The 22947-nt window shown below is 63.0% G+C and carries 19 protein-coding genes and 1 pseudogene; 10 read left to right on the forward strand and 10 right to left on the reverse strand.

Translation table 11 applies throughout. From position 1 onward, the window contains the following. Nucleotides 1-145: 145 nt before the first annotated feature. The 4 genes from ggt to M1D99_RS10810 all read left to right on the forward strand — a co-directional run bounded on the left by ggt (nt 146) and on the right by M1D99_RS10810 (nt 4525). Nucleotides 146-1873, forward strand: coding sequence for a gamma-glutamyltransferase (ggt, locus tag M1D99_RS10795; RefSeq protein ID WP_434575188.1), 1728 nt, complete (start codon nt 146-148; stop codon nt 1871-1873). Nucleotides 1874-1909: 36 nt separating this feature from the next. Then, entirely contained in the window at nt 1910-2443 is a 534-nt protein-coding gene (locus M1D99_RS10800) for a cysteine hydrolase family protein (protein ID WP_434575190.1), read from the forward strand. A 194-nt stretch (nt 2444-2637) separates the two neighbouring features. Continuing rightward, nucleotides 2638-3858, forward strand: a complete 1221-nt coding sequence (locus tag M1D99_RS10805) for a helix-turn-helix domain-containing protein (RefSeq protein ID WP_458131757.1) — start codon at nt 2638-2640, stop codon at nt 3856-3858. Nucleotides 3859-3892: 34 nt separating this feature from the next. Beyond that, nucleotides 3893-4525 carry a Vgb family protein gene (locus M1D99_RS10810; protein WP_186710202.1) on the forward strand — a complete coding sequence of 211 codons (633 nt, stop codon included), beginning with the start codon at nt 3893-3895 and terminating at the stop codon, nt 4523-4525. A 152-nt stretch (nt 4526-4677) separates the two neighbouring features. On the opposite strand, the gene M1D99_RS10815 is transcribed toward M1D99_RS10810, so the two are convergent. Further along, the gene (locus tag M1D99_RS10815; protein WP_434575194.1) at nt 4678-5538 is read right to left on the reverse strand and encodes a CAP domain-containing protein; all 861 of its coding nucleotides are present in this window, start codon (nt 5536-5538) and stop codon (nt 4678-4680) included. Between the two features lie 344 nt (nt 5539-5882). Further along, on the reverse strand, nt 5883-6848 hold the full coding sequence (locus M1D99_RS10820; protein ID WP_434575196.1) for an EamA family transporter: 966 nt from the start codon (nt 6846-6848) through the stop codon (nt 5883-5885). A 456-nt stretch (nt 6849-7304) separates the two neighbouring features. On the opposite strand from M1D99_RS10820, the gene M1D99_RS10825 reads away from it, so the two are divergent. Both M1D99_RS10825 and M1D99_RS10830 read left to right on the forward strand, forming a co-directional pair. Further along, a complete protein-coding gene (locus tag M1D99_RS10825) occupies nt 7305-8435 on the forward strand; it encodes a sensor histidine kinase (protein ID WP_434575197.1) in 1131 nt (376 codons plus the stop codon). Between the two features lie 97 nt (nt 8436-8532). Beyond that, a complete protein-coding gene (locus tag M1D99_RS10830) occupies nt 8533-9624 on the forward strand; it encodes an SMP-30/gluconolactonase/LRE family protein (protein WP_434575198.1) in 1092 nt (363 codons plus the stop codon). Nucleotides 9625-9826: 202 nt separating this feature from the next. Here M1D99_RS10830 and M1D99_RS10835 read toward each other — a convergent pair whose 3' ends face one another. The 4 genes from M1D99_RS10835 to M1D99_RS10850 form a co-directional block, all read right to left on the reverse strand. Beyond that, on the reverse strand, nt 9827-10213 hold the full coding sequence (locus M1D99_RS10835) for a DUF1850 domain-containing protein (protein WP_434575200.1): 387 nt from the start codon (nt 10211-10213) through the stop codon (nt 9827-9829). Next, a complete protein-coding gene (locus M1D99_RS10840; RefSeq protein ID WP_434575201.1) occupies nt 10210-12237 on the reverse strand; it encodes a TRAP transporter permease in 2028 nt (675 codons plus the stop codon). The genes M1D99_RS10835 and M1D99_RS10840 overlap by 4 nt, the downstream gene beginning before the upstream one ends. 78 nt (nt 12238-12315) lie before the next feature. After that, on the reverse strand, nt 12316-13269 hold the full coding sequence (locus tag M1D99_RS10845; RefSeq protein ID WP_186710213.1) for a TAXI family TRAP transporter solute-binding subunit: 954 nt from the start codon (nt 13267-13269) through the stop codon (nt 12316-12318). A gap of 233 nt (nt 13270-13502) precedes the next feature. Further along, the gene (locus M1D99_RS10850; RefSeq protein WP_434575204.1) at nt 13503-14501 is read right to left on the reverse strand and encodes a LacI family DNA-binding transcriptional regulator; all 999 of its coding nucleotides are present in this window, start codon (nt 14499-14501) and stop codon (nt 13503-13505) included. Between the two features lie 166 nt (nt 14502-14667). Here M1D99_RS10850 and M1D99_RS10855 point away from each other — a divergent pair, with 166 nt between their 5' ends. From M1D99_RS10855 to M1D99_RS10865, 3 genes are all read left to right on the forward strand, one after another. After that, the gene (locus tag M1D99_RS10855) at nt 14668-15843 is read left to right on the forward strand and encodes a Gfo/Idh/MocA family protein (RefSeq protein ID WP_458131758.1); all 1176 of its coding nucleotides are present in this window, start codon (nt 14668-14670) and stop codon (nt 15841-15843) included. Further along, nucleotides 15840-16931 carry a sugar phosphate isomerase/epimerase family protein gene (locus M1D99_RS10860; protein ID WP_434575208.1) on the forward strand — a complete coding sequence of 364 codons (1092 nt, stop codon included), beginning with the start codon at nt 15840-15842 and terminating at the stop codon, nt 16929-16931. Before M1D99_RS10855 ends, M1D99_RS10860 begins: the two co-directional genes overlap by 4 nt. 256 nt (nt 16932-17187) lie before the next feature. After that, nucleotides 17188-18420 carry a nucleoside permease gene (locus M1D99_RS10865; RefSeq protein WP_458131759.1) on the forward strand — a complete coding sequence of 411 codons (1233 nt, stop codon included), beginning with the start codon at nt 17188-17190 and terminating at the stop codon, nt 18418-18420. Between the two features lie 18 nt (nt 18421-18438). On the opposite strand, the gene M1D99_RS10870 is transcribed toward M1D99_RS10865, so the two are convergent. Continuing rightward, nucleotides 18439-19095, reverse strand: coding sequence for a polysaccharide lyase family 7 protein (locus M1D99_RS10870; RefSeq protein ID WP_458131760.1), 657 nt, complete (start codon nt 19093-19095; stop codon nt 18439-18441). 246 nt (nt 19096-19341) lie between these two features. Here M1D99_RS10870 and M1D99_RS10875 point away from each other — a divergent pair, with 246 nt between their 5' ends. Continuing rightward, nucleotides 19342-19677, forward strand: coding sequence for a hypothetical protein (locus tag M1D99_RS10875; protein ID WP_186710227.1), 336 nt, complete (start codon nt 19342-19344; stop codon nt 19675-19677). Nucleotides 19678-19844: 167 nt separating this feature from the next. On the opposite strand, the gene M1D99_RS10880 is transcribed toward M1D99_RS10875, so the two are convergent. From M1D99_RS10880 to M1D99_RS10890, 3 genes and pseudogenes are all read right to left on the reverse strand, one after another. Further along, entirely contained in the window at nt 19845-21608 is a 1764-nt protein-coding gene (locus M1D99_RS10880) for an L-lactate permease (protein ID WP_434575213.1), read from the reverse strand. Between the two features lie 275 nt (nt 21609-21883). After that, nucleotides 21884-21982 (reverse strand): annotated as a pseudogene (locus M1D99_RS10885) (DUF6124 family protein); the annotation flags it as partial. A 527-nt stretch (nt 21983-22509) separates the two neighbouring features. Next, nucleotides 22510-22890 carry a RidA family protein gene (locus M1D99_RS10890; protein WP_458131761.1) on the reverse strand — a complete coding sequence of 127 codons (381 nt, stop codon included), beginning with the start codon at nt 22888-22890 and terminating at the stop codon, nt 22510-22512. Between the last annotated feature and the right edge of the window lie 57 nt (nt 22891-22947).

Genomic DNA, 22947 nt, shown 5'->3' on the forward strand with positions numbered 1-22947 from the left:
GGCTTGCCCGCGATGCACGCATCTCGGTGTAACTGAAAAGCCGAGGCGATACCATCGCGGGCAAGCCTTGCTCCCGCAGGTGATACAGGACACTTGTGCTCTTGATGCGCTCCCCCGACTTTTTAAAACAAGAAGAGGCCGACTCATGAAGTTCGAATCCTTAGCCCGGACCCTCATCGCTACGTCATTGACCCTCGGTTGTTTATCGACGTACGCCGCCTCCCAGGCGCCAGTGGCCGCCGAAAACGGCATGGTGGTCACCGCCCAGCACCTGGCGACCCATGCCGGGGTCGACGTGCTCAAGAACGGCGGCAATGCCGTGGATGCGGCGGTGGCGGTGGGCTATGCCCTGGCGGTGGTGTATCCGGCGGCAGGCAACCTGGGCGGGGGCGGTTTCATGACCCTGCAACTGGCCGATGGCCGCAAGACGTTCCTGGATTTCCGCGAAAAAGCCCCCCTGGCCGCCACAGCGAACATGTACTTGGACAAGGACGGCAACGTCGTGCCCGAACTCAGCACCCGCGGCCACCTGGCAGTGGGTGTGCCCGGCACCGTGTCCGGCATGGAACTGGCGTTGAGCAAGTACGGCAGCAAGCCCCGGGCGGAATTGATCGCCCCGGCCATCCAGTTCGCCGAGGAAGGCTTCACCCTGGAGCAGGGCGATGTCGATCTGCTGGAAACCGCCACCGAGGTGTTCAAGAAAGACATGCGTGACTCCGGTGCGATCTTCCTGCACGACGGCGAGCCCATGCAGGTCGGCCAGAAGCTGGTGCAAAAGGACCTCGCCAAGACCTTGCGGGAAATCTCCGCCAAAGGTGCCGATGGTTTCTACAAGGGCTGGGTCGCCGATGCCCTGGTCACTTCCAGCCAGGCCAACAAAGGCATCATCACCCAGGCCGACCTGGACAAATACAAGACCCGCGAGCTGGCCCCGGTGGAGTGCGACTATCGCGGCTACCACATCATCTCGGCGCCGCCGCCCAGTTCCGGCGGAGTGGTGCTGTGCCAGATCATGAACATTCTCGACGGCTACCCGATGAAGGAGTTGGGGTTCCATTCGGCCCAGGGCATGCACTACCAGATCGAAGCCATGCGCCACGCCTACGTGGACCGCAACAGCTACCTGGGTGACCCGGACTTCGTGAAGAACCCCATCGACCATCTGCTGGATAAAAACTACGCCGCCAAGCTGCGGGCGGCGATCGAGCCGCAAAAGGCCGGCGACTCGCAGAAGATCAAGCCCGGCGTAGCACCCCATGAGGGCAGCAACACCACCCATTACTCCATCGTCGACAAGTGGGGCAACGCCGTTTCGGTCACCTACACCTTGAACGACTGGTTCGGCGCCGGTGTCATGGCCAGCAAGACCGGGGTGATCCTCAACGATGAGATGGACGACTTCACCGCCAAGGTCGGCGTGCCCAACATGTATGGCCTGGTGCAGGGCGAGGCCAACGCCATCGCGCCGGGCAAGGCGCCGTTGTCATCCATGAGCCCGACCATCGTCACCAAGGACGGCAAGACGGTCATGGTGGTGGGCACCCCGGGCGGCAGCCGCATCATCACCGCGACGTTGCTGACCATCCTCAACGTGATCGACTACGGCATGAACCTCCAGGAGGCGGTCGACGCGCCGCGTTTCCATCAACAGTGGATGCCGGAGGAAACCAACCTGGAGACCTTCGCGGCCAGCCCGGATACCCAGAAATTGCTGGAAAACTGGGGGCACAAGTTCGCCGGCCCGCAGGACCCCAACCACATTGCCGCGATCCTGGTGGGCGCGCCATCATTGGGCGGCAAGCCCGTGGGCAAGAACCGCTTCTATGGCGCCAACGATCCCCGTCGCAACACCGGGCTGTCGTTGGGTTATTGAGGGCGCGCGGCTCCGATACCGTCAGAAGAGGGAAATATGAACACCGCATTGCTGATCATCGATGTCCAGGAGGCGCTGTGCAGCGGCGAAGAAGAGTGCTTCGATCGCCAGCGCATCCTCCAGACCATCAACGACCTCAGTGCCAGGACCAGGGCTGTCGGCCGGACAGTGATCCTGATCCAGCATGAAGAACTGGAGGGCGCGCTGGCCTATGGCGCTGCCGGCTGGCAACTGACCGCCGACCTGTTGACCGCGGCGGATGACCTGCGGGTGCGCAAGACCACCCCCGATGCCTTCTACCAGACCGACCTGCAACCGTTGTTGCAAGCCCGGGGCATCGACCGCCTGGTGATCTGCGGGTTGCAAACCGATTGTTGCATCAATGCCACCGTGCGCCAGGCCCATGCCCTGGGGTACGACGTGGTCCTGGCGGCCGACGCCCACTCCACTGTGGACAATGGCAGCATGGCGGCCGAGCAGATCATTGCCAACCACAACAACCGGCTGGGGCGGCTGAGCAGCGCGGTGTCGCGGATCGATGTGGTGGCGGCGGCTGGCATTCGCTTGTAGCCGATACCCATTGCTTGGGCTGCGGCAGGTTTGGGTTGGGGCACGCATTTGTGGCGAGGGAGCTTGCTCCCGCTGGGGTGCGAAGCGCCCCCCATGAAGCTGCCCACATCAACCTGACACACCGTGGCGCCTGGCCTTCGGGCCGCTGCGCAGCCCAGCGGGAGCAAGCTCCCTCGCCACAAAGGTCGTCGTTCATGAATCACGAGATCACCACGGCAGCGCGCGCACTGGCAGCGGGAGACCCCGTGGCCGCGCTCAATCGCATCGCCTTGCGCAACGATGCCCCGGCCCTCGCGCTTCGCGGCATTGCCATGGCGCAGTTGGGCGATCTGGCCAAGGCCCGGGCCCTGATGCGTCGGGCCGGCGCGGCCTTCGGGCCTCAGGAGGCGGTAGCACGGGCGCGTTGTGTGATCGCCGAAGGTGAAATCGCCCTGGCGTCCCGTGACCTGGCATGGCCGATGAAACGCCTCGACGCCGCGCGGGCGGTGCTCGAAAGCCACGGCGACCGAGCGAACGTCGCCCATGCCCACACGATCGAGATCCGCCGCCTGCTGTTGATCGGTCGACTCGACGAGGCCGAGCTCAAACTCGTCGATCTGGATCTTGCCTGGCTGCCCTTGGCATCACGGGCGACTTGCGAGTTGGTCGCCGCGGGGATCGCCATGCGGCGCCTGCAAACGCAAACCGCCCGCGCCGCCCTCGAACGAGCCAGGCACGCCGCTCAGCAAGCGGGAATCGGTGCGCTGGGCGCCGAAATCGAAAGCGCCTGGCAACTGCTGAGTACGCCCGCCGCGCGCCTGATCGCCCGGGACGAAGAGCGCCTGCTCGTGCTGGAAGAGGTGCAAGCCCTGTTGGCCGGGTCGGCGCTGGTGGTGGACGCGTGCCGCTATGGAATCAGTGGCGCTGGCATTCAGGTCGACCTGGCTCGGCGCCCGGTGTTGTTCGCCCTGGCGCGGGCGTTGGCGCACGCATGGCCCGGCGACGTGTCGAGGGAAGCACTCATGACCCAGGGCTTTGGCTTGAAGCTGACGGATGAGTCCCATCGCGCCCGGCTGCGAGTCGAGATGGGGCGGTTGCGGGCGATGCTTCGCCCGTTGGCGGAGGTGAAGGCCACCCCGCGCGGCTTTACCCTGGTGCCGCGGCAGGCTGAGGAGGTCGTGGTGCTCGCGCGCCCCGTCGAGGAACCCTACGGGGCGGTGCTGGCGCTACTGGCCGATGGCGAAGCCTGGTCCTCGTCGGCTTTGGCGCTGGCCCTGGACATCAGCCAGCGCAGCGTGCAGCGGGCCCTGGAAACACTGGCCGCCGCCGGCAAGGCGCAGTCGTTCGGGCGCGCCAGGGCCCGGCGTTGGATGGCGCCGCCGATGCCTGGATTCGCGACGGTATTGTTACTCACGGCACTGCCATCCGATGGCTAGGATGCACTCAACCCCTACCGATGAGGCGAGTGAAATGAAACGTTCAGAGGCACAGATCCTGCGTGAATACGGCCCGTTCCCGGGCGTCGACTGCGTGCACGGCGTCAGCCATGATGGCGAGCGCGTCTGGTTCGCTTCAGGCGAGAAGCTGCACGCCCTCGACCCCGCCAGCGGCCAGACCGTGCATGCCCTCGATGTCCCGGCGAACGCGGGCACGGCGTTTGACGGTGAGCATTTGTTCCAGATCGCCGGTGACAGCATCCGCAAGATCGACCCACGCACCGGCCAGGTCCTGGCCACGATTCCTGCCCCCAACAGCGGTGATGATTCCGGCCTGGCGTGGGCCGAAGGCTCGCTCTGGGTCGGTCAGTACAAGGCGCGCAAGATCCTGCAGATCGACCCCGCCGACGGCCGGGTCCTGCGCACCATCGAGTCCAACCGCTTCGTCACGGGCGTGACCTGGGTCGATGGCGAACTGTGGCATGGCACCTGGGAAAACGACGAGAGCGACTTGCGGCGCATCGATCCGCAAACGGCGCAAGTGCTGGAAAGCGTGACGATGCCGCCGGGGATCGGTGTGTCGGGGTTGGAATCCGATGGGGCCGACCGGTTTTTCTGTGGCGGCGGAGGCAGTGGCAAGGTGCGGGCGGTGCGTCGGCCTATATGAGCGCTGGCCGATTCGCCGTAGCCCTTGTGGCGAGGGAGCTTGCTCCCGCTCGACCGCGAAGCGGTCGCCAATGCCTTGGGCCTGCTTCGCAGTCCAGCGGGAGCAAGCTCCCTCGCCACCACAGCGTATGGTTCAGCGCTGGGAGTAATGTTTCACGGCGCGCCAAGCACCATCGTCCAATACACCCCCGCATCGCTGCGTGAATCGCGGGCCGAGGCTGCGCCCATTTGGGTGAACATCGGATTCATCAGGTTGGCGCAATGTCCGGGGCTGGCAAGCCAATCGTGCAGGGCCTGGCTTGGTGAACGTTGGCCGGCGGCGATGTTCTCGCCCAATTTACGTCCGCGAAAACCGGCGCTCTTGGCCCGATCGGAAGTGGAGCGTCCGTCCGGGTCGCGATGGGCGAAATAATTCTCCCGGGCCATCGACCGGCTGTGGCCTTGGGCCGCCGTGCCCAAGGCGGCGTTCCAGCTCAGCGGCCGAGTCGCCGCGAAGCGCTGGCGCCCGCACATCCGGGGCTTGGCCCTGGCGGCATTGACCTGGGTCAGCAGCGCCTTGTCCGACGCCCCCGCATCGCTCATCCGCGTGCCGCCCATGGGCTGCGCCAGCACGACGCGCCATTCATCATCGACCCGATTGACGCCGATATCGGCGTACTGGTTGTCCAGCAGCGCTGCGCAATGTTCATCGGCCAGCATTTCAAAGGCTTCTTCGGCGTCCCGCGCATCGGTCAGGCGAATGCTGCGCACGGCCTGGGCTTGATAGCCGGCGTCTTTCAAGGTCTCCCGCAGACCGCCGCGAAAACCGATCGGCAAGCCCAGGCTCGAACGCAGCACCAGCGGCTGCGTCGCCCGCACCGTGCGCCATTCACAACGGCGGGACTGGCTACGGAAGTCGTTGATGGCTTCCACCAGCTGCCTTTCGCCGCGGGCCTGGGCGGGGCTGGTGAGTAAGGGAAACAGGGCAAGCAGGCACAGCGAAACGAAACGGCAAGAGCGAACAGGGTGGCGCATGGGGCGAACGGCTCAAGAAGGGGGAGTTGCGTTAGCGCCAGGCTCGGCGCCGATCAGTTGGAAAATTCGTCGCTGCAGGTCGGCGAGGTTTTCACGGCTGGGGTAGGACTGTGGGTTTGGGAACAAGTTTCCGCAGGGCGGAGACTAAATTTCAGGTCCGTGTGGGTCTGTCTGGACCCATGACGGGGCATACGCTGTAGCGCTGACTGAACACATTTGTGGCGAGGGAGTCCCCGCCCGCTGGCCTGCGAAGCAGGCCCAAGGCATTGGCGACCGCTTCGCGCTGGAACGCCAGCCCGGCCGAGCGGGAGCAAGCTCCCTCGCCACAAGGGTGGTCAGTCAGTTCAATTCGCTGTTCCAGCCACCGGCACCTTGGCCCGCTCAACCTTGCGATAGGTCAGCAACACGATGCCCGTCACCACAATCGCGCCGCCCAGGATCTGGCCCGGGTTGAGCATCTGGTCCAGCACCAGCCAACCGATCAGCAGCGTCGCCAGCGGTTCGATGTTCATCACCGGGGCGTTGCGCGGCATGTCCAGGCGGGGTACGGAAATGAACAGCACGATGAACCCGGTGCCATAGAGCACCACCAAGGTCGCCAGGGCGAGCCAGCCGGTGCTGCTGGCCGGCAGGTCGAAACCGCCGGGCAGGGCACCGGTCAGGCCGGCGAGGTTGACGCTGCTGAACACGATGAAAATCGTCAGCAGGCTGCGGACTGAACCGCGCACCTGGGACAACTTGTGATCAGTGATCCACAGCGCACAGGCGAACACACACGCGGCGCAGAAGGCCAGGCCCACCCCGAGCAGCCATTGCGGGCCAACGTCCTGCCCGGACGACAACCGCGCCGGCACTTCCAGCACGAACACCAGCCCCACCAGGATCATGCCCATCAACGCGGCGGTGCGCGCCGTCGGGCGGGGGCCACCCAACGCCCAGGTCAGCAAGGCCAGCAGGATCGGAAACACGTTGCCCACCAACAAGGCCAACGCCACCGGCACCCGCGCCACAGCGGAGTACAGGCACAGGCTCTGGGCGCCGATCAACAGCCCCAGGGTCAATTGCCAACGCCACGCACCGGGCGGCAAGCGCAGGCTCTGCCGTTGCCAGAGCACCATCGCCGCCAGCACCAGCAGCGTCCCGCCCGAACGCAGCAGGATCGCCAGCAACACCCCGGCACCGTCATCGAACGCGGCCCGGGCGGCGACGTGGTTGCCGGCGAAGGCGCAGCCCATGCACAGCAGGACAAGTACGGCGAGGTGGCGGGGTAATGGCGTGGAAGCGGCAGGTGTAGCGGTGGAGCGGGTCATGGCAGATGTCTCGAAGGCGGCCGCCAAGGCAAAAGGCCCCGGATCGGTTATTTTTAGGTTATAGGTTGTCGTACAACTCTAAGGTTTTTACCTCATGGGGTGCAAGGGACAAGATCGGCGGGCCTATTCGCTCGGTTGCATGGGGGCGGTCGCGATAGCGGTGGTCCAGTCAATGAAGATGTTGGATGTGCCGGCCTCTTCGCGAGCAAGCCCGCTCCCACAGGGGTCCTGTGCCTGGACGCAGGAGCTGTGGACACCCGGAAGCCAGTGTGGGAGCGAGCTTGCTCGCGATAGCAGTGTTCAGTCACATGGATGCTGGGCTTGCCGGCCTCTTCGCGAGCAAGCTCGCTCCCATAACGGCTTGGTGAACAGCATTACGCACATTGCCCAGTGCTTTGCTGTACAACCATCAGGCCGCTGTGTCGTCTACAGCATTGCCTTCTTGCGGAAAAACTCATGCGCCTGGCCGATTTCATCCTCGACAACATCGAGCCGATTCTTCAGGCGTGGGAAGACTTCGCCAAAACCATCACCCCCGCGTCGATTGGCATGGATTCCGTGGCCCTGCGCGACCATGCCGAGCAGATGCTGCGCACCATCGCCGCAGACCTGCGCACTTCGCAAACGCGCCAGGAGGCGATTACCAAGTCCCACGGGGAAGCGCCGGCGACCGAGGCCGAAACCGCCGCCGAAACCCATGCGGTCATCCGTCAGTCCTCGGGTTTCACCGTCGAGCAAATGGTTTCCGAATACCGGGCCCTGCGCACTAGCGTGCTCATGCTTTGGATGCCGCACATGCAACTGGATCACAAACAGGTCATGGACGATCTGATTCGATTCAACGAGGCCGTGGACCAGGCCTTGGCCGAGTCCGTGGTCAGTTATTCGGCAGCGGTGGATGCGTCGCGCAACATCTTCCTGGGAATTCTCGGGCATGACCTGCGCAGCCCCTTGGGCGCGATCCTGCTGAGTTCCGAAGTGCTGCTACGGGCCGGGGACCTACCCGCCAAAGCCACCAAGATCACGTCGCGCATCTACACCAGCGTCAAGCGGGCCAACAAAATCGTCGGCGATCTACTGGATTTCACCCGTACCCAGCTCGGCTCGGGCATTCCGGTGCAGCGTTTCAACGGTGATCTGGTGGCGGCTTGCGAAGGCATGGTGGAGGAGGCGCGGGCCTATCACCCGGAAAGCGAAATCCTCTTTGAAACGACCGGTGCCCTGGAGGGGCTGTTCGATCCAGCCCGTATGGAGCAGGTGTTCGCCAACCTGATCGGCAACGCTGTCCAGCATGGCACCGAAGGCACGCCGATTACCGTTTCGTTGAGTGTTGAACGAGATATGGCAGTGATCGCAATCAACAACCAGGGCAAGCCTATCGAGAAAGAGGCCATCGCCAGCATCTTCAATCCGATGGTCCGAAATCTGCGCAGCGGTGAAGCGCAATACGGTTCCACGGCCGGGCTCGGACTGGGCCTGCACATCGCCTCGGCGATCGTCTCGGCCCACCAGGGCACCATCGAGGTGCATTCGAAGGCGCGAGGCGGCACGACCTTCACCGTGCGTATACCGCTGCACCCGGACTGATGAATTCTCCGGGCAAGCCGTTCCGTCCACTTGTACGATGTCTTATCACGGAGTAAAACTATCGTCCCCGTCCAATAATAATTAACGGAGACGCACGATGGATGCTTCGCAATCTGCAACCGCCGCCGATCAAGGCCGCCGGGTCTTCCTGAAAAAATCCCTGGTGGTCTCGGCCGCCGCCGCTACCCTCGGCAACCTGCCGGGACTCGCCCAGGCCGAGCCCTTGAGCCAGCGTTACCCGGACCCGCTGGTTAACATCCTCGACCCCAGCTTCATGGACTTGCGCATCTTCAACGCCAGCGTGGAGAAGCTCGCCAGCGGCCTGCGTTGGGCAGAAGGGCCGGTGTGGGTCGGTGACGGGCGTTACCTGCTGGTCAGTGACATCCCCAACAACCGCATCGTGCGCTGGGATGAAATTACCGGTGGCCTGTCGGTGTACCGAGAGAACTCCAATTTCTCCAACGGCATGTGCCGTGATCGCCAGGGGCGACTGCTGGTGTGCGAAGGCTCCACCACCGCCAGCGAAGGCCGGCGTATCACTCGCACCGAACACAACGGCACCCTCACTGTGCTGGCGGACAGTTTCGAGGGCAAGCCTTTCAACTCGCCCAACGACATCGTCTGCAAGCGGGACGGTTCGGTCTGGTTCACCGACCCACCGTTCCAGACCGGCAACAACTACGAAGGGCACAAAGTCACCCCGGTCCAACCCCACGCGGTGTACCGCATCGACGGCGAAACCAGCAAGGTCAGCCGGGTGATCGACGACCTGGCGGGGCCGAACGGGTTGTGTTTCTCCCCGGACGAGAAAACCCTCTATGTGGTCGAAGGCCGGGCCAAGCCCAACCGCTTGGTCTGGGCCATCGCGGTCAAGGCCGACGGCACCCTGGGCGAGCGGCGCAAGCACATCGAAGGCCTGGATTACGCGGCGATCGATGGCATCAAGTGCGACGAGAGCGGCAACCTCTGGTGCGGTTGGGGCGGCAATGGCGACCCCAAGGCCGACCTGGAAAAACTCGACGGCGTGCGGGTGTTCAACCCCGAAGGCAAGGCCATCGGGCACATCTCCCTGCCGGAGCGATGCCCTAACGTCTGCTTCGGCGGCCGGGAAGGCAATCGGTTGTTCATGGCCGGCAGCCACTCGTTGTATTCGCTGTTCGTGAATACCCGAGGGGCGACGTTTGCCTGATTGAAGCACCCATCTTCGATGGCGTGATGGTCTCTGTGGCGAGGGAGCTTGCTCCCGCTGGGGCGCGAAGCGGCCCCCAATGAAACTGATTGAATCAACCAGACACACCGCACTACCTGGTTGAGGGGCTGCTACGCAGCCCAGCGGGAGCAAGCTCCCTCGCCACAGACGTCTACTTTTTCTCAGGTGTTTTCTGATGGGCTCAGGATTGTCCGCAACTCCACAGCTCCACCGTCGGTTGGCCCGCCGTAGGCGGCCCCAACCAATGACTCATCGGCCGACAACCCCCGTCGAAACACAATTGATAATCACCGGCCTGGGGCGTGCGCCCCAGTTTCAGCGGTTGCAGGGGTGGCACCTGGCGCTGATAGTGCCAACTGCCATTTTCCAGCCGGGCATCGTCGGGAATCTCCATGCCCGCGCCATTGCCCTTGACCCTTGCCTCACCCAGGACCAGGCCCTGCTCACTGACGCGATAGTCTTCCTCCCAGCGGATCTTCTCGATGGTGTGGTTCCACGCCAGGGTGAAATCGGTCACGGCAAGCTGGGCCCAGACCACGCCGGACAGGCCCAGGCACAGCCCGATCACGCCAAGGCCCGTCCGCTACGTCGCGCGCGCCAAACATGCTGGAAGATCAGCAGCCCACCCAGCACGAAGCCAATCTCATCGGTCAGGGGCAGGGCAACCACCAGTAACGCGCCAGCGGCGAAGCACAGCAGGCGTTCCCACACCGGCATTTTCTGTTGCAGGTAACCGGTGGAGGCCATCCCCCAGAGCCCGACAGCCAGTAACGTCTTGATCAGCATGTACGTCGTCATCCACAGGTTGTCGCCCTGGAGCATCAAGGCCGGGTTATAGACCGTCATGAACGGGATGACGAAACCGGCGAGGGCGATGCGCACCGCCCAGAAGCTGATCTTCAGGCCACTTTCCCGGGCAATGGGCGCGGCGGCGAAACACGCCAGTGCCACCGGTGGCGTCAGGTCGGCGAGGATGCCGAAATAAAACACGAACATGTGCGACACGATCAGCGGCACGCCCAGTTCCAGCAGGGCCGGCGCGGCGATGGAGCTGGTGATGATGTAGTTGGGAATGGTCGGGATACCCATGCCCAGCACCAGGCAGGTGAGCATGGTCAACAGCAGCGACAGGAACAGATTGTCCTTGCCGATCGCCAGGATGTAACCGGCGAAGGTGGACGCCACGCCCGTCAGCGACACCACGGCGATGATGGTGCCGACCAAGGCGCAGGCGATCCCCACCGGAACGGCGTGGCGGGCACCGTCCACCAAGGCGTGCAGGCAGATGACCAGGGTTTCCCGCGTGCCTTGCATGAACCAGCACGCCACCACCAGCAGGCCGATCACCGCAAACACGATGCCGATGCCCATCCTGAAGAATCCGACGCAGAGTATGCCCAGCGCGACCCAGAAGGCGCAGCGCAAGGCGTAGCTCGAGACTTTGAGAATGATCGCCGAACCGAGAATCACGATGGCCGTCAGCGCCAGCCCGACCATGCCGGAGAACAGCGGCGTGCGTCCGGAAAACAGCAGATAGACCAGCACCCCCAGCGGGATCAGCAGGAACCAGCTCTCCTTGACCGCGCCCCACGCGCTGGGGCATTGGTCCTTGGGCAGGCCCTTGAGGTCGGAGCGCTTGGCTTCCAGGTGAACCATCCAAAATACCGAGCCGAAATACAGGCACGCCGGTATCAGCGCGGCCTTGGCGATTTCCACGAACGGCACGTTGATGGTCTCGGCCATGATGAACGCCACCGCGCCCATCACGGGTGGCATGATCTGGCTGCCCATGCTCGACGTCGCTTCCACGCCGCCGGCAAACGCCGCCTTGTAGCCAAAGCGTTTCATCAGCGGAATGGTGAACTGCCCGGTCGTCACCACGTTGGCGATGCCCGAGCCGGTGATGGTGCCCATCAGCGCCGACGACACCACCGACACCTTTGCCGGACCGCCCAGCTTGTGACCGAACAGGCCCATGGCGAAATCGGTGAACAGCTTGATCATGCCGGCCTTTTCCAGGAAGGCGCCAAACAGGATGAACAGGAAAATGTAGGTGGCCGACACATAGGTCGGCGTGCCGTAGAGCCCTTCGGTGCCGAAGGACAATTGATTGACCAGTTGATCGACACCGTAGCCGCGATGGGCCAGGTCGCCTGGCAGGTGTTCGCCGAACAGGCCATAGGCCAGGAACAGGCCGCAGATGATCGGCAAGGCAATGCCCATCACCCGCCGCGCCGCCTCGAACACCAGCACGATCAGGATGACCCCGATGACCATGTCGGCAGTCGTCAGGTCGCCGGAACGCTGGATCAGGTCGGCCTCGAACACCCATTGATAGAGCGCCGTCGCCATTCCCGCCAGGCCCAACGCCCAGGCCAGGGGTTGCCAGGGTCGTTGCTTGCCATGGGCGGGGTAGCTGAGGAACACCACCCACAGCAGAAAGCCCACATGCACCGCCCGCAGCACAATGCTGGAAACCGGTGAAAAGGCTGCCGTGATGATTTGAAAGATGGAAAACAGCAACGCCACGTAAAACAGCGTCTTGGGCCAGTCCCTCGGGTCCGTGGCGATGCCGTGCTGGTCTTCACTCATGAAATGCCTGCCTGTTGTCGACGTGCGGATGCGAAAGGCAATGCTGCAACGGCGACGCGCGCCGTTGCAGGCCAGGGGCTATAGCGCGCCCACTTCCTTGTAGTAGCGCTCGGCACCGGGGTGGAGCGCGATGGGCAGGTTTTTCGCGGCGTTTTTCAGGTTGATGTCCTTGGCCGCCGAATGGGAAGTGCCCAGGCGGGCGAGGTTGTCGAACAGCAGCTTGGTCATCTGGTAGGCCACTTCGTCCGGGACGTCCGCGCGGGTCACCAGGATATTGGTGATGGCCACGGTGGGCACGGCATCAGCCTGGCCATCGTAGGTGTTGGCGGGGATCATCGCGCTCTGGTAGGCCGGGTTGCCGATTTTCTCCACCACATCGGTGGGAATCGACACGTAATTCAACTTCATCGTCGACGCCAGGTCACGAATGGCCGCCATGCCCAGGCCGGAGGATTGCAGGGTGGCGTCCAGTTGCCGGTTCTTGATCAGGTCAACCGACTCGGCGAACGGCAGGTATTGGACCTTCATGTCGTTGTAGGTGAGGCCGGCCGCCTTGAAGATCGCCCGGGCGTTGAGCTCGGTGCCGGATTTCGCCGCGCCCACGGAAACGGTCTTGCCCTTGAGGTCCGCCAGGGTCTTGATCCCCGATTCCTCGCTGGCAACGATCTGGATGTAATTGGGGTACGCGCCGGCAATCGCCCGCAGCTTGGTCAGCGGTGCCTTGAAGCCGGCATCCTCCACGCCGTTTTTCGCGTCGGCCACCGAGTCGCCCAAGGCGAGGGCCAACTCACCGCGCCCGGCTTGCAGCAGGTTCAGGTTTTCCACCGACGCCTTGGTAGCCTGGACCGACGTCTTGGAACCTTCGATGCCGCTGCTGTAGATCTGTGAAAGCCCGACCCCGATCGGGTAATACACACCACTGGTGCCTCCGGTCAGGATATTGATGAACACCGGGGGAGCCGCGTGAGCGGTGGTGGTGACCGCCAAGGCTGCCGCGGCGGCCAGGAGGGTGAAGCGCTTGTTGACTCGCATGGGAAACTCTCCGTCTTGTTATGGCTTTATGCAGAGTCCTTCCACTGTAGTTCAAACGGGGGCGGAGGCGAGTCGAGGCACCGTAAAGGCTTTTTGTGGCGAGGGAGCTTGCTCCCGCTGGGCTGCGTAGCAGCCCCTCGACCAGGCAGCGCGGAGTGTCAGGTTGATTGAGTCCTGCTTTGGGGCCGCTGCGCGCCCCAGCGGGAGCAAGCTCCCTCGCCACAGGTTCCCGGTCACGCCAGGGGCGCTGTACTGCCCCGCACCGTCAACTCAAACGGCAACACCACATGCCGTTCGGCAATCGGCTTCTTCTCGATCAAGGCAATCAGCATCTGCACCGCCTTTTGACCAAACGCTTCGGCAGGCTGGGAAATGGTGGTCAGGGGCGGGTCGCAGTAGGCGGCGAATGGGATGTCGTCAAAGCCCACCAGGGAAATATCCTCGGGCACCCGCAGGCCCATTTGCTTGATGCGCCTGAGCGCGCCGATGGCCATTTCGTCGTTTTCACAGAACAGCGCGCTGGGGCGGTCGGCCAACGCCAACATCGCACCGGCACCGTCGTCACCGGCCTTCAAGGTGAAGTCGCCATGGCAGATCAGGCTGGGGTCGACGGCGATGCCGGCCTGGCCCAGGGCATCCTGGTAACCGGCCACGCGGTCCAGGGTCAGCGGGCTGCTGCGTGGTCCCTTGATGATGCCGATGCGGCGGTGGCCGAGGCCGATCAGATGCTTGGTCATGGCCTGGGCGGCGGCGCGGTTGTCGAGGCTGATGGTCGGGTAGGGTGCACCCTTGACCACTTCACAGGCGTTGACCAGCGGCAGGCTTTCAGCGCCTGTGGGCATCGATTCGTAAGGATCGCTGGCGCGCAACTGGATCACCCCGTCCGCCTGGTGGGCATAGACCAGGGCGGCGAACTCCCGCTCGACCTCCACCCGGCCCTGGGTGTCGCATAGCAGCAATCGGTAGCCCGCCGCCTGCGCGGCCTGCTGCGCGCCACTGATGACCCGGGCGAAAAACGTGTTGGCGATGGCCGGCACCAGGATCACCAGGTTGCCGGTGCGGCGGGAGCGAAACTGCACCGCCATCAGGTTGGGCCGGTAGCCGGCCTGTTCCACTGCCGCGTTGACCTTGTCCCGGGTCTCGGGAAGCACCCGCTCGGGGGATTTCAGCGTTCTGGACACCGTGGCCACTGAAACACCCGCCAGCCGGGCCACTTCACGAATGTTGGACAAAATCACCTCGGGGAACAGGGGTACGGTGGGGGAGCTTACCGCAGGTTGGGCGCCTGACAAATGTTCAGGTGTGAACCCGTTGGGTTTGACACGGAGGGAAACTGAGCCTAGATTTCCGCCATGATGTAACCGGTTACATCATCATCCTGACAGGAAGAGAATCACGATGAATCCTGTAGCACCGAAAATAAGAATGGGCTTCGTCGGCGGTGGAGAGGGCGCGTTCATCGGCCAGGCCCATCGTGAGGCGGCGGGCCTGGATGGCGGTTTCGAGCTGGTGTGCGGCGCGTTCAGCCGCGACCCTTACAACACCCGGCAAACCGGCACGGCCCTGGGCCTGACGGCGTCGCGTTGCTACCACGACTGGCAGCAGATGCTCGACACCGAAGCGCTGCTGCCGCTTGACCAGCGCATGGAACTGCTGGTGATCGTCACGCCCAATCACCTTCACGCACCCATTGCCAGCCAGGCCTTGAAGGCCGGTTTCCATGTGTTCAGCGAAAAGCCCGCCGCCCTGGACCTCAAGGAGTTGCTCGCCCTCAAGCAAGTGCTGCAAGGCAGCCGTTGCCTCTACGGCCTGGCCCACACCTACCTGGGCTATCCCATGGTGTGGCAGGCCCGGGACATGGTGCGTTCGGGTGTGATCGGCGCGGTGCGCAAAGTGCTGGTCGAGTACCCCCAAGGCTGGCTCAGCCAGGATGTCGCCGCCCAGGGCAACAAACAGGCCGAGTGGCGTGACGACCCCTCGCAGTCCGGCCTGGGCGGTTGCATCGGCGACATTGGCACCCATGCGTTTTCCCTGGCCGAGTTCGTCGCCGACCAGCCGATCCAGCAGCTGTGCGCGGCGTTGGGCACCCATGTCCCGGGCCGGCAGTTGGACGACGACGCGGCGATGCTGTTCAAGATGGCGGGCGGTGCCAGCGGTGTGTTGATCGCCAGCCAAGTCTGCACCGGCGAAGAGAACCCGCTGAAGATTCGCGTCTACGGCGACAAGGGCGCCTTGGAGTGGCGCCAGGAAGAACCGGCGAGCCTGATCCATCGCGCCTTCGACCAACCCTTGCGCATCCTGCGCAGCGGTGTCGGCCAGCCGTGGCTGTGCGAGGCGGCTCAACGTCGCATGCGTCTGCCGGCCGGGCATCCCGAGGGTTACCTGGAAGCCATGGCCAACCTCTATGGCGATTTCGCCCAGGCCATTCGCAGCCATGCCGAAGGCCCTGACGCCCCAGGCGTACCCGGCATCGAGACCGGTTTGCGGGGCATGGCGTTCATCGAGGCCGCCATCCTCAACCACCGCGGCGAGGCGAAATGGACCGCCGTGCAAAGTGGAGCATCCTTGTTGTGAATACCCCCGACCCAACACCGAGCGGCCTGCGCGGCCCAGGTATTTTCCTGGCGCAGTTCATGTCTGCCGAGGCCCCGTTCGACACCCTGGCCAACATTGCCCAGTGGGCCGCTTCGCAAGGCTACAAAGCCATTCAAGTGCCGACCTCGGGCACGCAATACATCGATCTGGCCCGGGCCGCCGAGAGCCAGGATTATTGCGATGAACTCAAGGCCACCTGTGCCCAGGCCGGTGTGGAGATCAGCGAGTTATCGACGCACCTGCAAGGCCAGTTGGTGGCGGTGCACCCGGCGTTCGACGCGCTGTTCGATGACTTCGCCCCGGCCCATGTGCGTGGCCAGCCCCAAGCGCGGACCGAGTGGGCGATCGAGCAACTCAAGCTGGCCGCCCGCGCCAGCCAGCGTCTCGGCTTGAAGGCCCATGCGACATTTTCCGGTGCGCTGTTGTGGCCGTATGTCTATCCGTGGCCGCAACGCCCGGCGGGTTTGGTGGAGCAGGGCTTTGCCGAGCTGGCCCGGCGCTGGTTGCCGATTCTCGATTGCTTCGACGCGGCGGGGGTGGACCTGTGCTACGAAATCCACCCCGGCGAAGACCTCCACGACGGGGCCTCGTTCGAACGTTTCCTGGAGGCGGTGGATCATCACCCACGGGCGGCGATTCTCTACGACCCCAGCCATCTGCTGTTGCAACAGATGGACTACCTGGGCTTCATCGATCGCTACCACGAACGCATCCGCATGTTTCACGTCAAGGACGCCGAATTCCGCCCCGATGCCCGTTCCGGCGTGTACGGCGGCTACCAGGGCTGGGTCGATCGCCCTGGGCGGTTCCGTTCATTGGGTGACGGCCAGATCGATTTCAAATCGATCTTCAGCAAGCTGACCCAATACGACTTCAGCGGTTGGGCGGTCCTGGAATGGGAATGTTGCCTGAAGGATTCGCAACAGGGGGCTGCTGAAGGGGCGGCGTTCATCCAGCGGCACATGATCAGCAAGACCGGCAAGGCGTTCGATGATTTTGCCAGCGTCACGGCGGATGAGGACTCCAATCGGCGGTTGTTGGGTTTGTCCCCAATACCAAAAGCGTGACCCCTGTGGCGAGGGAGCTTGCTCCCGCTGGGCTGCGCAGCAGCCCTAAATAGGCTGGCGCGGTTTTCCAGAAACACCGCGCCAGTGGATTTTACGACTGCTGCGCAGCCGAGCGGGAGCAAGCTCCCTCGCCACAAAATCAGGCCATAAAAAGCAGGCCACAAAAGCAGGTTACAAAAGCAAGTTACAAAAGCAGGCCACAAGCGCTGTGCAAGCTTTTCATTTTCACAAGAACAACAATAAAACGGTGACTGTCATGACCACGATGAATGCACGCCTGAGCGTGATGATGTTCCTGCAATTCTTTATCTGGGGCGGCTGGTTCGTCACCCTCGGCACCTTTCTGTCCAGCACCCTGGGCGCCAGCGGTGGGCAGATCGGCATGGCCTTCTCCACGCAATCGTGGGGGGCGATCATTGCGCCATTCGTCATCGGCCTGATCGCCGACCGCTACTTCAACGCCGAACGGATCCTGGCGGTGCTGCACCTGCTCGGCGCGGTGTTGCTGTATCAGCTGTATTCAGCGGCGGATTTCAGCGTGTTCTACCCGTATGTGCTGGTGTATATGGTGGTCTACATGCCAACGCTGGCCCTGGTCAATTCCGTGGCGTTCCGGCAGATGCGCGACCCGGCGCTGGAGTTCTCTCGCATCCGGGTGTGGGGCACCATTGGCTGGATCGTCGCCGGCGTGGTGATCAGCTTCGTGTTCGCCTGGGATTCGCGCGAAGCGATCGCGGCTGGCGGCTTGCGCAATACATTCCTGATGGCCGCCATCGCGTCCCTGGTCCTCGGGCTCTACAGCTTCACGCTGCCGGCCACGGCACCGCTCAAGGAACAGGCCAGCGCTGGCGGCGTCAAGCAACTGCTGGGGCTGGATGCGTTGGGGCTGTTGAAGGATCGCAGTTACCTGGTGTTTTTCATCGCCTCGATCCTGATCTGCATTCCCTTGGCGTTCTATTACCAGAATGCCAACCCGTTCCTGGCCGAAACCGGGATGACCAACCCCACGGCGAAAATGGCCATCGGGCAGGTCTCGGAAGTGTTGTTCATGCTGCTGTTGCCGCTGTTCATCCAGCGCTTCGGCATCAAGCTGGCGCTGCTGGTGGGCATGCTGGCGTGGGCGTTGCGCTACGTATTGTTTGCCTACGGCAATAACGGCGACCTGGCGTTCATGTTGTTCACCGGCATTGCCCTGCACGGCATCTGCTACGACTTTTTTTTTGTCTCGGGGCAGATCTACACCGACGCCAAGGCACCGGAGCGCTTCCGCAGCTCGGCCCAGGGCCTGATTACCTTGGCGACTTATGGTGTGGGGATGCTGATCGGCTTCTGGGTGGCGGGGCAGGTGACCGATCACTTTGTCGTGGCCGGTGGGCATGATTGGCAGAGCATCTGGCTGTTCCCGGCCGGTTTTGCGCTGCTGGTGTTGGTCGGCTTTGTGTTTACCTTCCGTGGCCAGCAGTCGCTCGCCACGCCATCAAAGGCTTGAAGCGGGGCTGAGCGTCAGTCATTTGTGACTGGCGCTCAGTTTGGTGTAGGTCACTTTCCCGCCTTCATTGGAATAGCCCTTGTTATCCAAGGTGTAGACGCCGGCCTTGAAATAGAAGTTGTAGCCTTGCCAGGACTTGTCCAACTTCACCTGTTTACCGCTCTTGCCGATCAGCACCGAGAGCTGGCCTTGCTTGTCCATTTGCAGCGTATACGAGAAGGATTTGTTCAACGGCACCTTGGGCACGGTGTAGATCACCGGGCTTTTCTTGTCCTTGGGCTTGAACCGGTATTCCACGTCGATATTGCCGATGCCCTTTTCGTAGCGGTACACCAGTTTCAACAAGGGCGTCGGCGCATCCTTGGCGTGAATCTGCGCCACCACCACACGGCCTTCGGAAGGCACCTGGTTCACCGACAGCTCGCCCTTGAGGGTATTGATGCCGCTGTTGTAGCGCCAGTTGCGGTGTTTCCCGTCCCGGCTGGTTTCCCGCAGTTCGGAACGCGGGTATTTGCTGTTACCGGTATGGGAGCCGGTCACGGGCGCCCAGAAGATGATCCTCTGGCCGTTATTGTCGAAATACTTGTTCTTCAAGGTCGGCATGGCTTTGGTCGCCACGACCTGCGCCGGCGTTTGCACCGGCAGGGTTACGCTCCAGACAGTCACGTCAATCATATGAAATCCTCCAACGGGAGCGGCCGTTACCTGGCGGCCGTCAAGACAAAGAACGGCCTTCCGTGGCGTAGTTTTCATGTTATCGACGAGGGTCTGTTTCGCTGGAGGCGCACCTGACGGATGGCTCTGCGATGAGCCTCTTGGGCACTGAATTGGGCGGATTATGGTGTGTCAATTTATTACTGATCGGTTAGAGTACGCGCCGCCCGAGAGACGGATCCCGGGCGTCTTCCCATGGAGCGTCAAATGAATCACATCAGTAAAGTTGTAGCGTGCGCAGTGTTCGGCCTGGCCCTGGCGGGTTGCACCGGCACCCCGATGAAAACCCAGCAATACGACAGCACCCAATACACCGTTGTCGGCCACAGTGAAGCCAAGGCCACCGGCCTGCTGCTGTTCGGTCTGATCCCGATCCAGCAGAACAACCGTTTCGTGCGCGCCCAGACCGCCGCGATCAAGGCCAAGGGCGGCGACGCCATGATCAACACCCAAGTCCAGGAAAACTGGTTCTGGGCCTGGGTCCTGACCGGCTACACCACCTCGGTGTCCGGTGATGTGGTCAAGCTGAAAAGCGTTCAGTAAAACGTGCATTTAAGGTAGGTGCGCCTATCTGATTTGAAGGCGTTCACCCGTGGCGAGGGAGCTTGCTCCCGCTGGGGCGCGCAGCGGCCCCGTTTTTTGCGGTCGCTGCGCAACCGAGCGGGAGCAAGCTCCCTCGCCACAACAGCCCGAGCATGCCCGACCCTCCGTCAATGTCCGCCGACGACCATATGCGTGAACGGCGCCACATACGCCTGCAACGTCACCAGCCCGCCCACCAGGATCGCCAAGACCACCGAGTGGAAAAACACGTAGCGCAGGATTTCGCCTTCGTGGCCGTACCAACGGGTCGCGGTGGAGGCGACCACGATCGACTGGGCGTCGACCATTTTCCCCATCACCCCACCAGAACTGTTGGCCGCGGCCATCAGCACCGGGCTGATGCCCAACTGTTCCGCCGTCACCCGTTGCAAACCGCCGAACAATACGTTGGACGCCGTGTCCGAACCGGTCAGCGCCACGCCGAGCCAGCCCAGCAGGGTGCCGAACATCGGATAGAAAATGCCCGTGGCGGCGAAAGCCAGGCCCATGGTCGCGTCCAGGCCTGAATAACGCGTGAGGAACCCCAGCGCCAGCATCGCCACGATGGTGATCAGCGAGTAGCGCACCACCCACAGCGTTCGCAGGTAGTGGCGCACCAGTTGCGGGATGGAGTAGCCCATCAGCAAGCCACCGAGAATCGCCGCCAGGAAGATGCCGCTGCCCGTGGCGGTGAACCAGTTGAACTTGTAGACCGCTTCCTCGGTTTTCGGCTGCGGGACCACGGGCGGGACTTTCTCGATCTGCTGGTGGATGGTGCCGAAGGTCACCAGTGGCGAGAAGATCGGGTTGGCCTCGCGCATCGGCTTGCCTTGGGGGTCGAGCTTGGCCGATTGGGTTTGCGGGTCCAGTGCCGGGCGGGTGTCGAACAGATTCTTGAAGCCCTGGGTGCCCCAGGCGAAGACGAATACCGTGAGGATGATCCAGGGCATCCAGGCACGCAGCACGGCGGGGCGGTTGTCACTGCCGAAAGCGCCGGTGGTGACCGGTTGCTGCTGCTCGCTCGCCTCGATCTTCGAGTCATCGTGGCGCCCCGTCAACGCCGCGGACGTATGCACCGTGGCCGGTTTCCAGACCTTGAGGAAACCGGTGAGGCAGGCCATGGAGATCAACGCGGCGATGACATCCACCAGCATCGGCCCGTGGTAGTTGGACACCAGGAACTGTGGGATGGCGAAGCTGACGCCGGCCACCAGGATCGCCGGCCAGACCTCCAGCATCTTGCGCCACCCGGCGAAGGCCCAGATCAACCAGAACGGCACCAGCACCGAGAAGAACGGCAACTGCCGACCGACCATCATCGACAATTCCATTTCATCCAGCCCGGTGACTTTGGCCAGGGTGATGATGGGCGTGCCGAGGGCGCCGAACGCCACCGGCGCGGTGTTGGCGATCAGTGCCAGGCCCGAGGCGGCCAAGGGGGAAAAACCCAGCCCGATCAAGATCGCGCCGGTCACCGCCACCGGCGTGCCGAAGCCCGCCGCGCCTTCGAAGAACGCGCCAAAACAAAAGGCGATCAGCAGCAGTTGCAGGCGCCGGTCGTCGGTGATGCGCGCGAGGGAGTCCTGCAGGACCTTGAACGAGCCGTTTTCGGTGGTCAGCCGGTGCAGGAAAATGATGTTGAGGACAATCCAGCCGATGGGCAGCAGGCCGTTGGCCGCGCCATACAACGCCGCCGAACCGGCCATGTCGGCCGGCATGCCGAAGGCGAAGATCGCGATCAGCAAGGCCGAGGCCAGGGCGTACAACGCCGCCAGGTGCGCCTTGACATGAAAAAACGCCAGGGACGCCAGCATCACCACCACCGGAACCGCCGCCAGGAGCGTCGACAGCACCGCATTACCGAAGGGATCGTAGACTTGTTGCCAGACCATGTTCCACCTCTGCTTTTTATTGTTGGAAGTGCAGGCCCCGGGGGGATTGGCAGAGAAGTATAGGCGGGGATTTGTTAAGCAATTGCCAGGCAAACCCCTGTGGCGAGGGAGCTTGCTCCCGCTGGGTGGCGAAGCCGTCTCAAGATTTCTGCATTGAGCAAAAAACTTGGGCCTGCTTCGCAGTCCAGCGGGAGCAAGCTCCCTCGCCACAAAAGCGGGTTCGCGCTGGCCTCTGGGCGCTCTTCCTCAGAGGCCAGTTTCAAGGGGTGGATTGGCTAGCGTGCTTCGACGTTATCCAGCGCACGGTTCGCCAGCATTGCGCTCAGTTCGATCAATTGCTGGATACCCAGGGCAATGTGGCGTCTTGAGCCTTGATTGGTTGAGCCACCACGACCTATCGCTAAACAAGTAAAGGTGGCGGCTGTACGCAGGTTAGCGATCCGGGTCGCAGAAACCCCGGGTGGACCAGAAGGTCTCCCACGCACAGCCACCATAAAGCGAGTTGCAGACGTAAAGACTGCAATCGAGACTGGGCATTGTTGCGTCTGTGTTGAGTCGGATCGCTAAACCCGATCGCTGATTTATCAGCGACGGGGAAACGATAAAGCCCGACCTCCAGGCGCACAAGCCGGCGGATTCTGGCGTAGTTGTAGGTAACGGCGCAAGACAACGTAGCCCGAACCCGAACGTTCCTGCATCGGGATAAACAAGGTCTCCTGCTGGACGGGGGACCTGGGTTAATAAAACACCTGTGGCGAGGGAGCTTGCTCCCGCTGGGTGGCGAAGCCGCCCCAAAATTTCTGCATTGAGCAAAAAAACTTGGGCCTGCTTCGCAGTCCAGCGGGAGCAAGCTCCCTCGCCACAAAAGCAGTGCAGCGCTACAACGGTGCAGTGCGTCCGCTTAACCCTTCGCCGCCATCGCCGTCACTTCCACCTTCATCCCCTCGACCGCCAACGATGCCACGCCCACGGCGGCGCGAACCGGCCAGGGTTTGGCGAAGAAGCGTTGGTAGACCTCGTTGAACGCGGCGCGATCGGCCATGTCGGTCAGGTAGATGGTCAGGTGCAACACCCGGTCCATGGAACTGCCGGCACCCTTCAAGGCGGTCTTGAGGGCTTGCAACGTGCATTCGCTCTGCAGCGTGATGTCGCCCAGTTCCAGGCTGCCGTCGGCGCGGGTGGGGATTTGCGTGGAAACCAGCAGGCCGCCGAAGCCGGCGACGTCGGAGGAAATCGAATCGGCGTCCGGATCTGGAATAAACGTGATGTCTGGGTTGCTCATGCAAAGCCTCATGCAGGAAAGAAAAAGGACCGCCGCAGTTTACCGTCCATTGCCGCG

The organism is Pseudomonas sp. R3-41 (assembly GCF_054161485.1).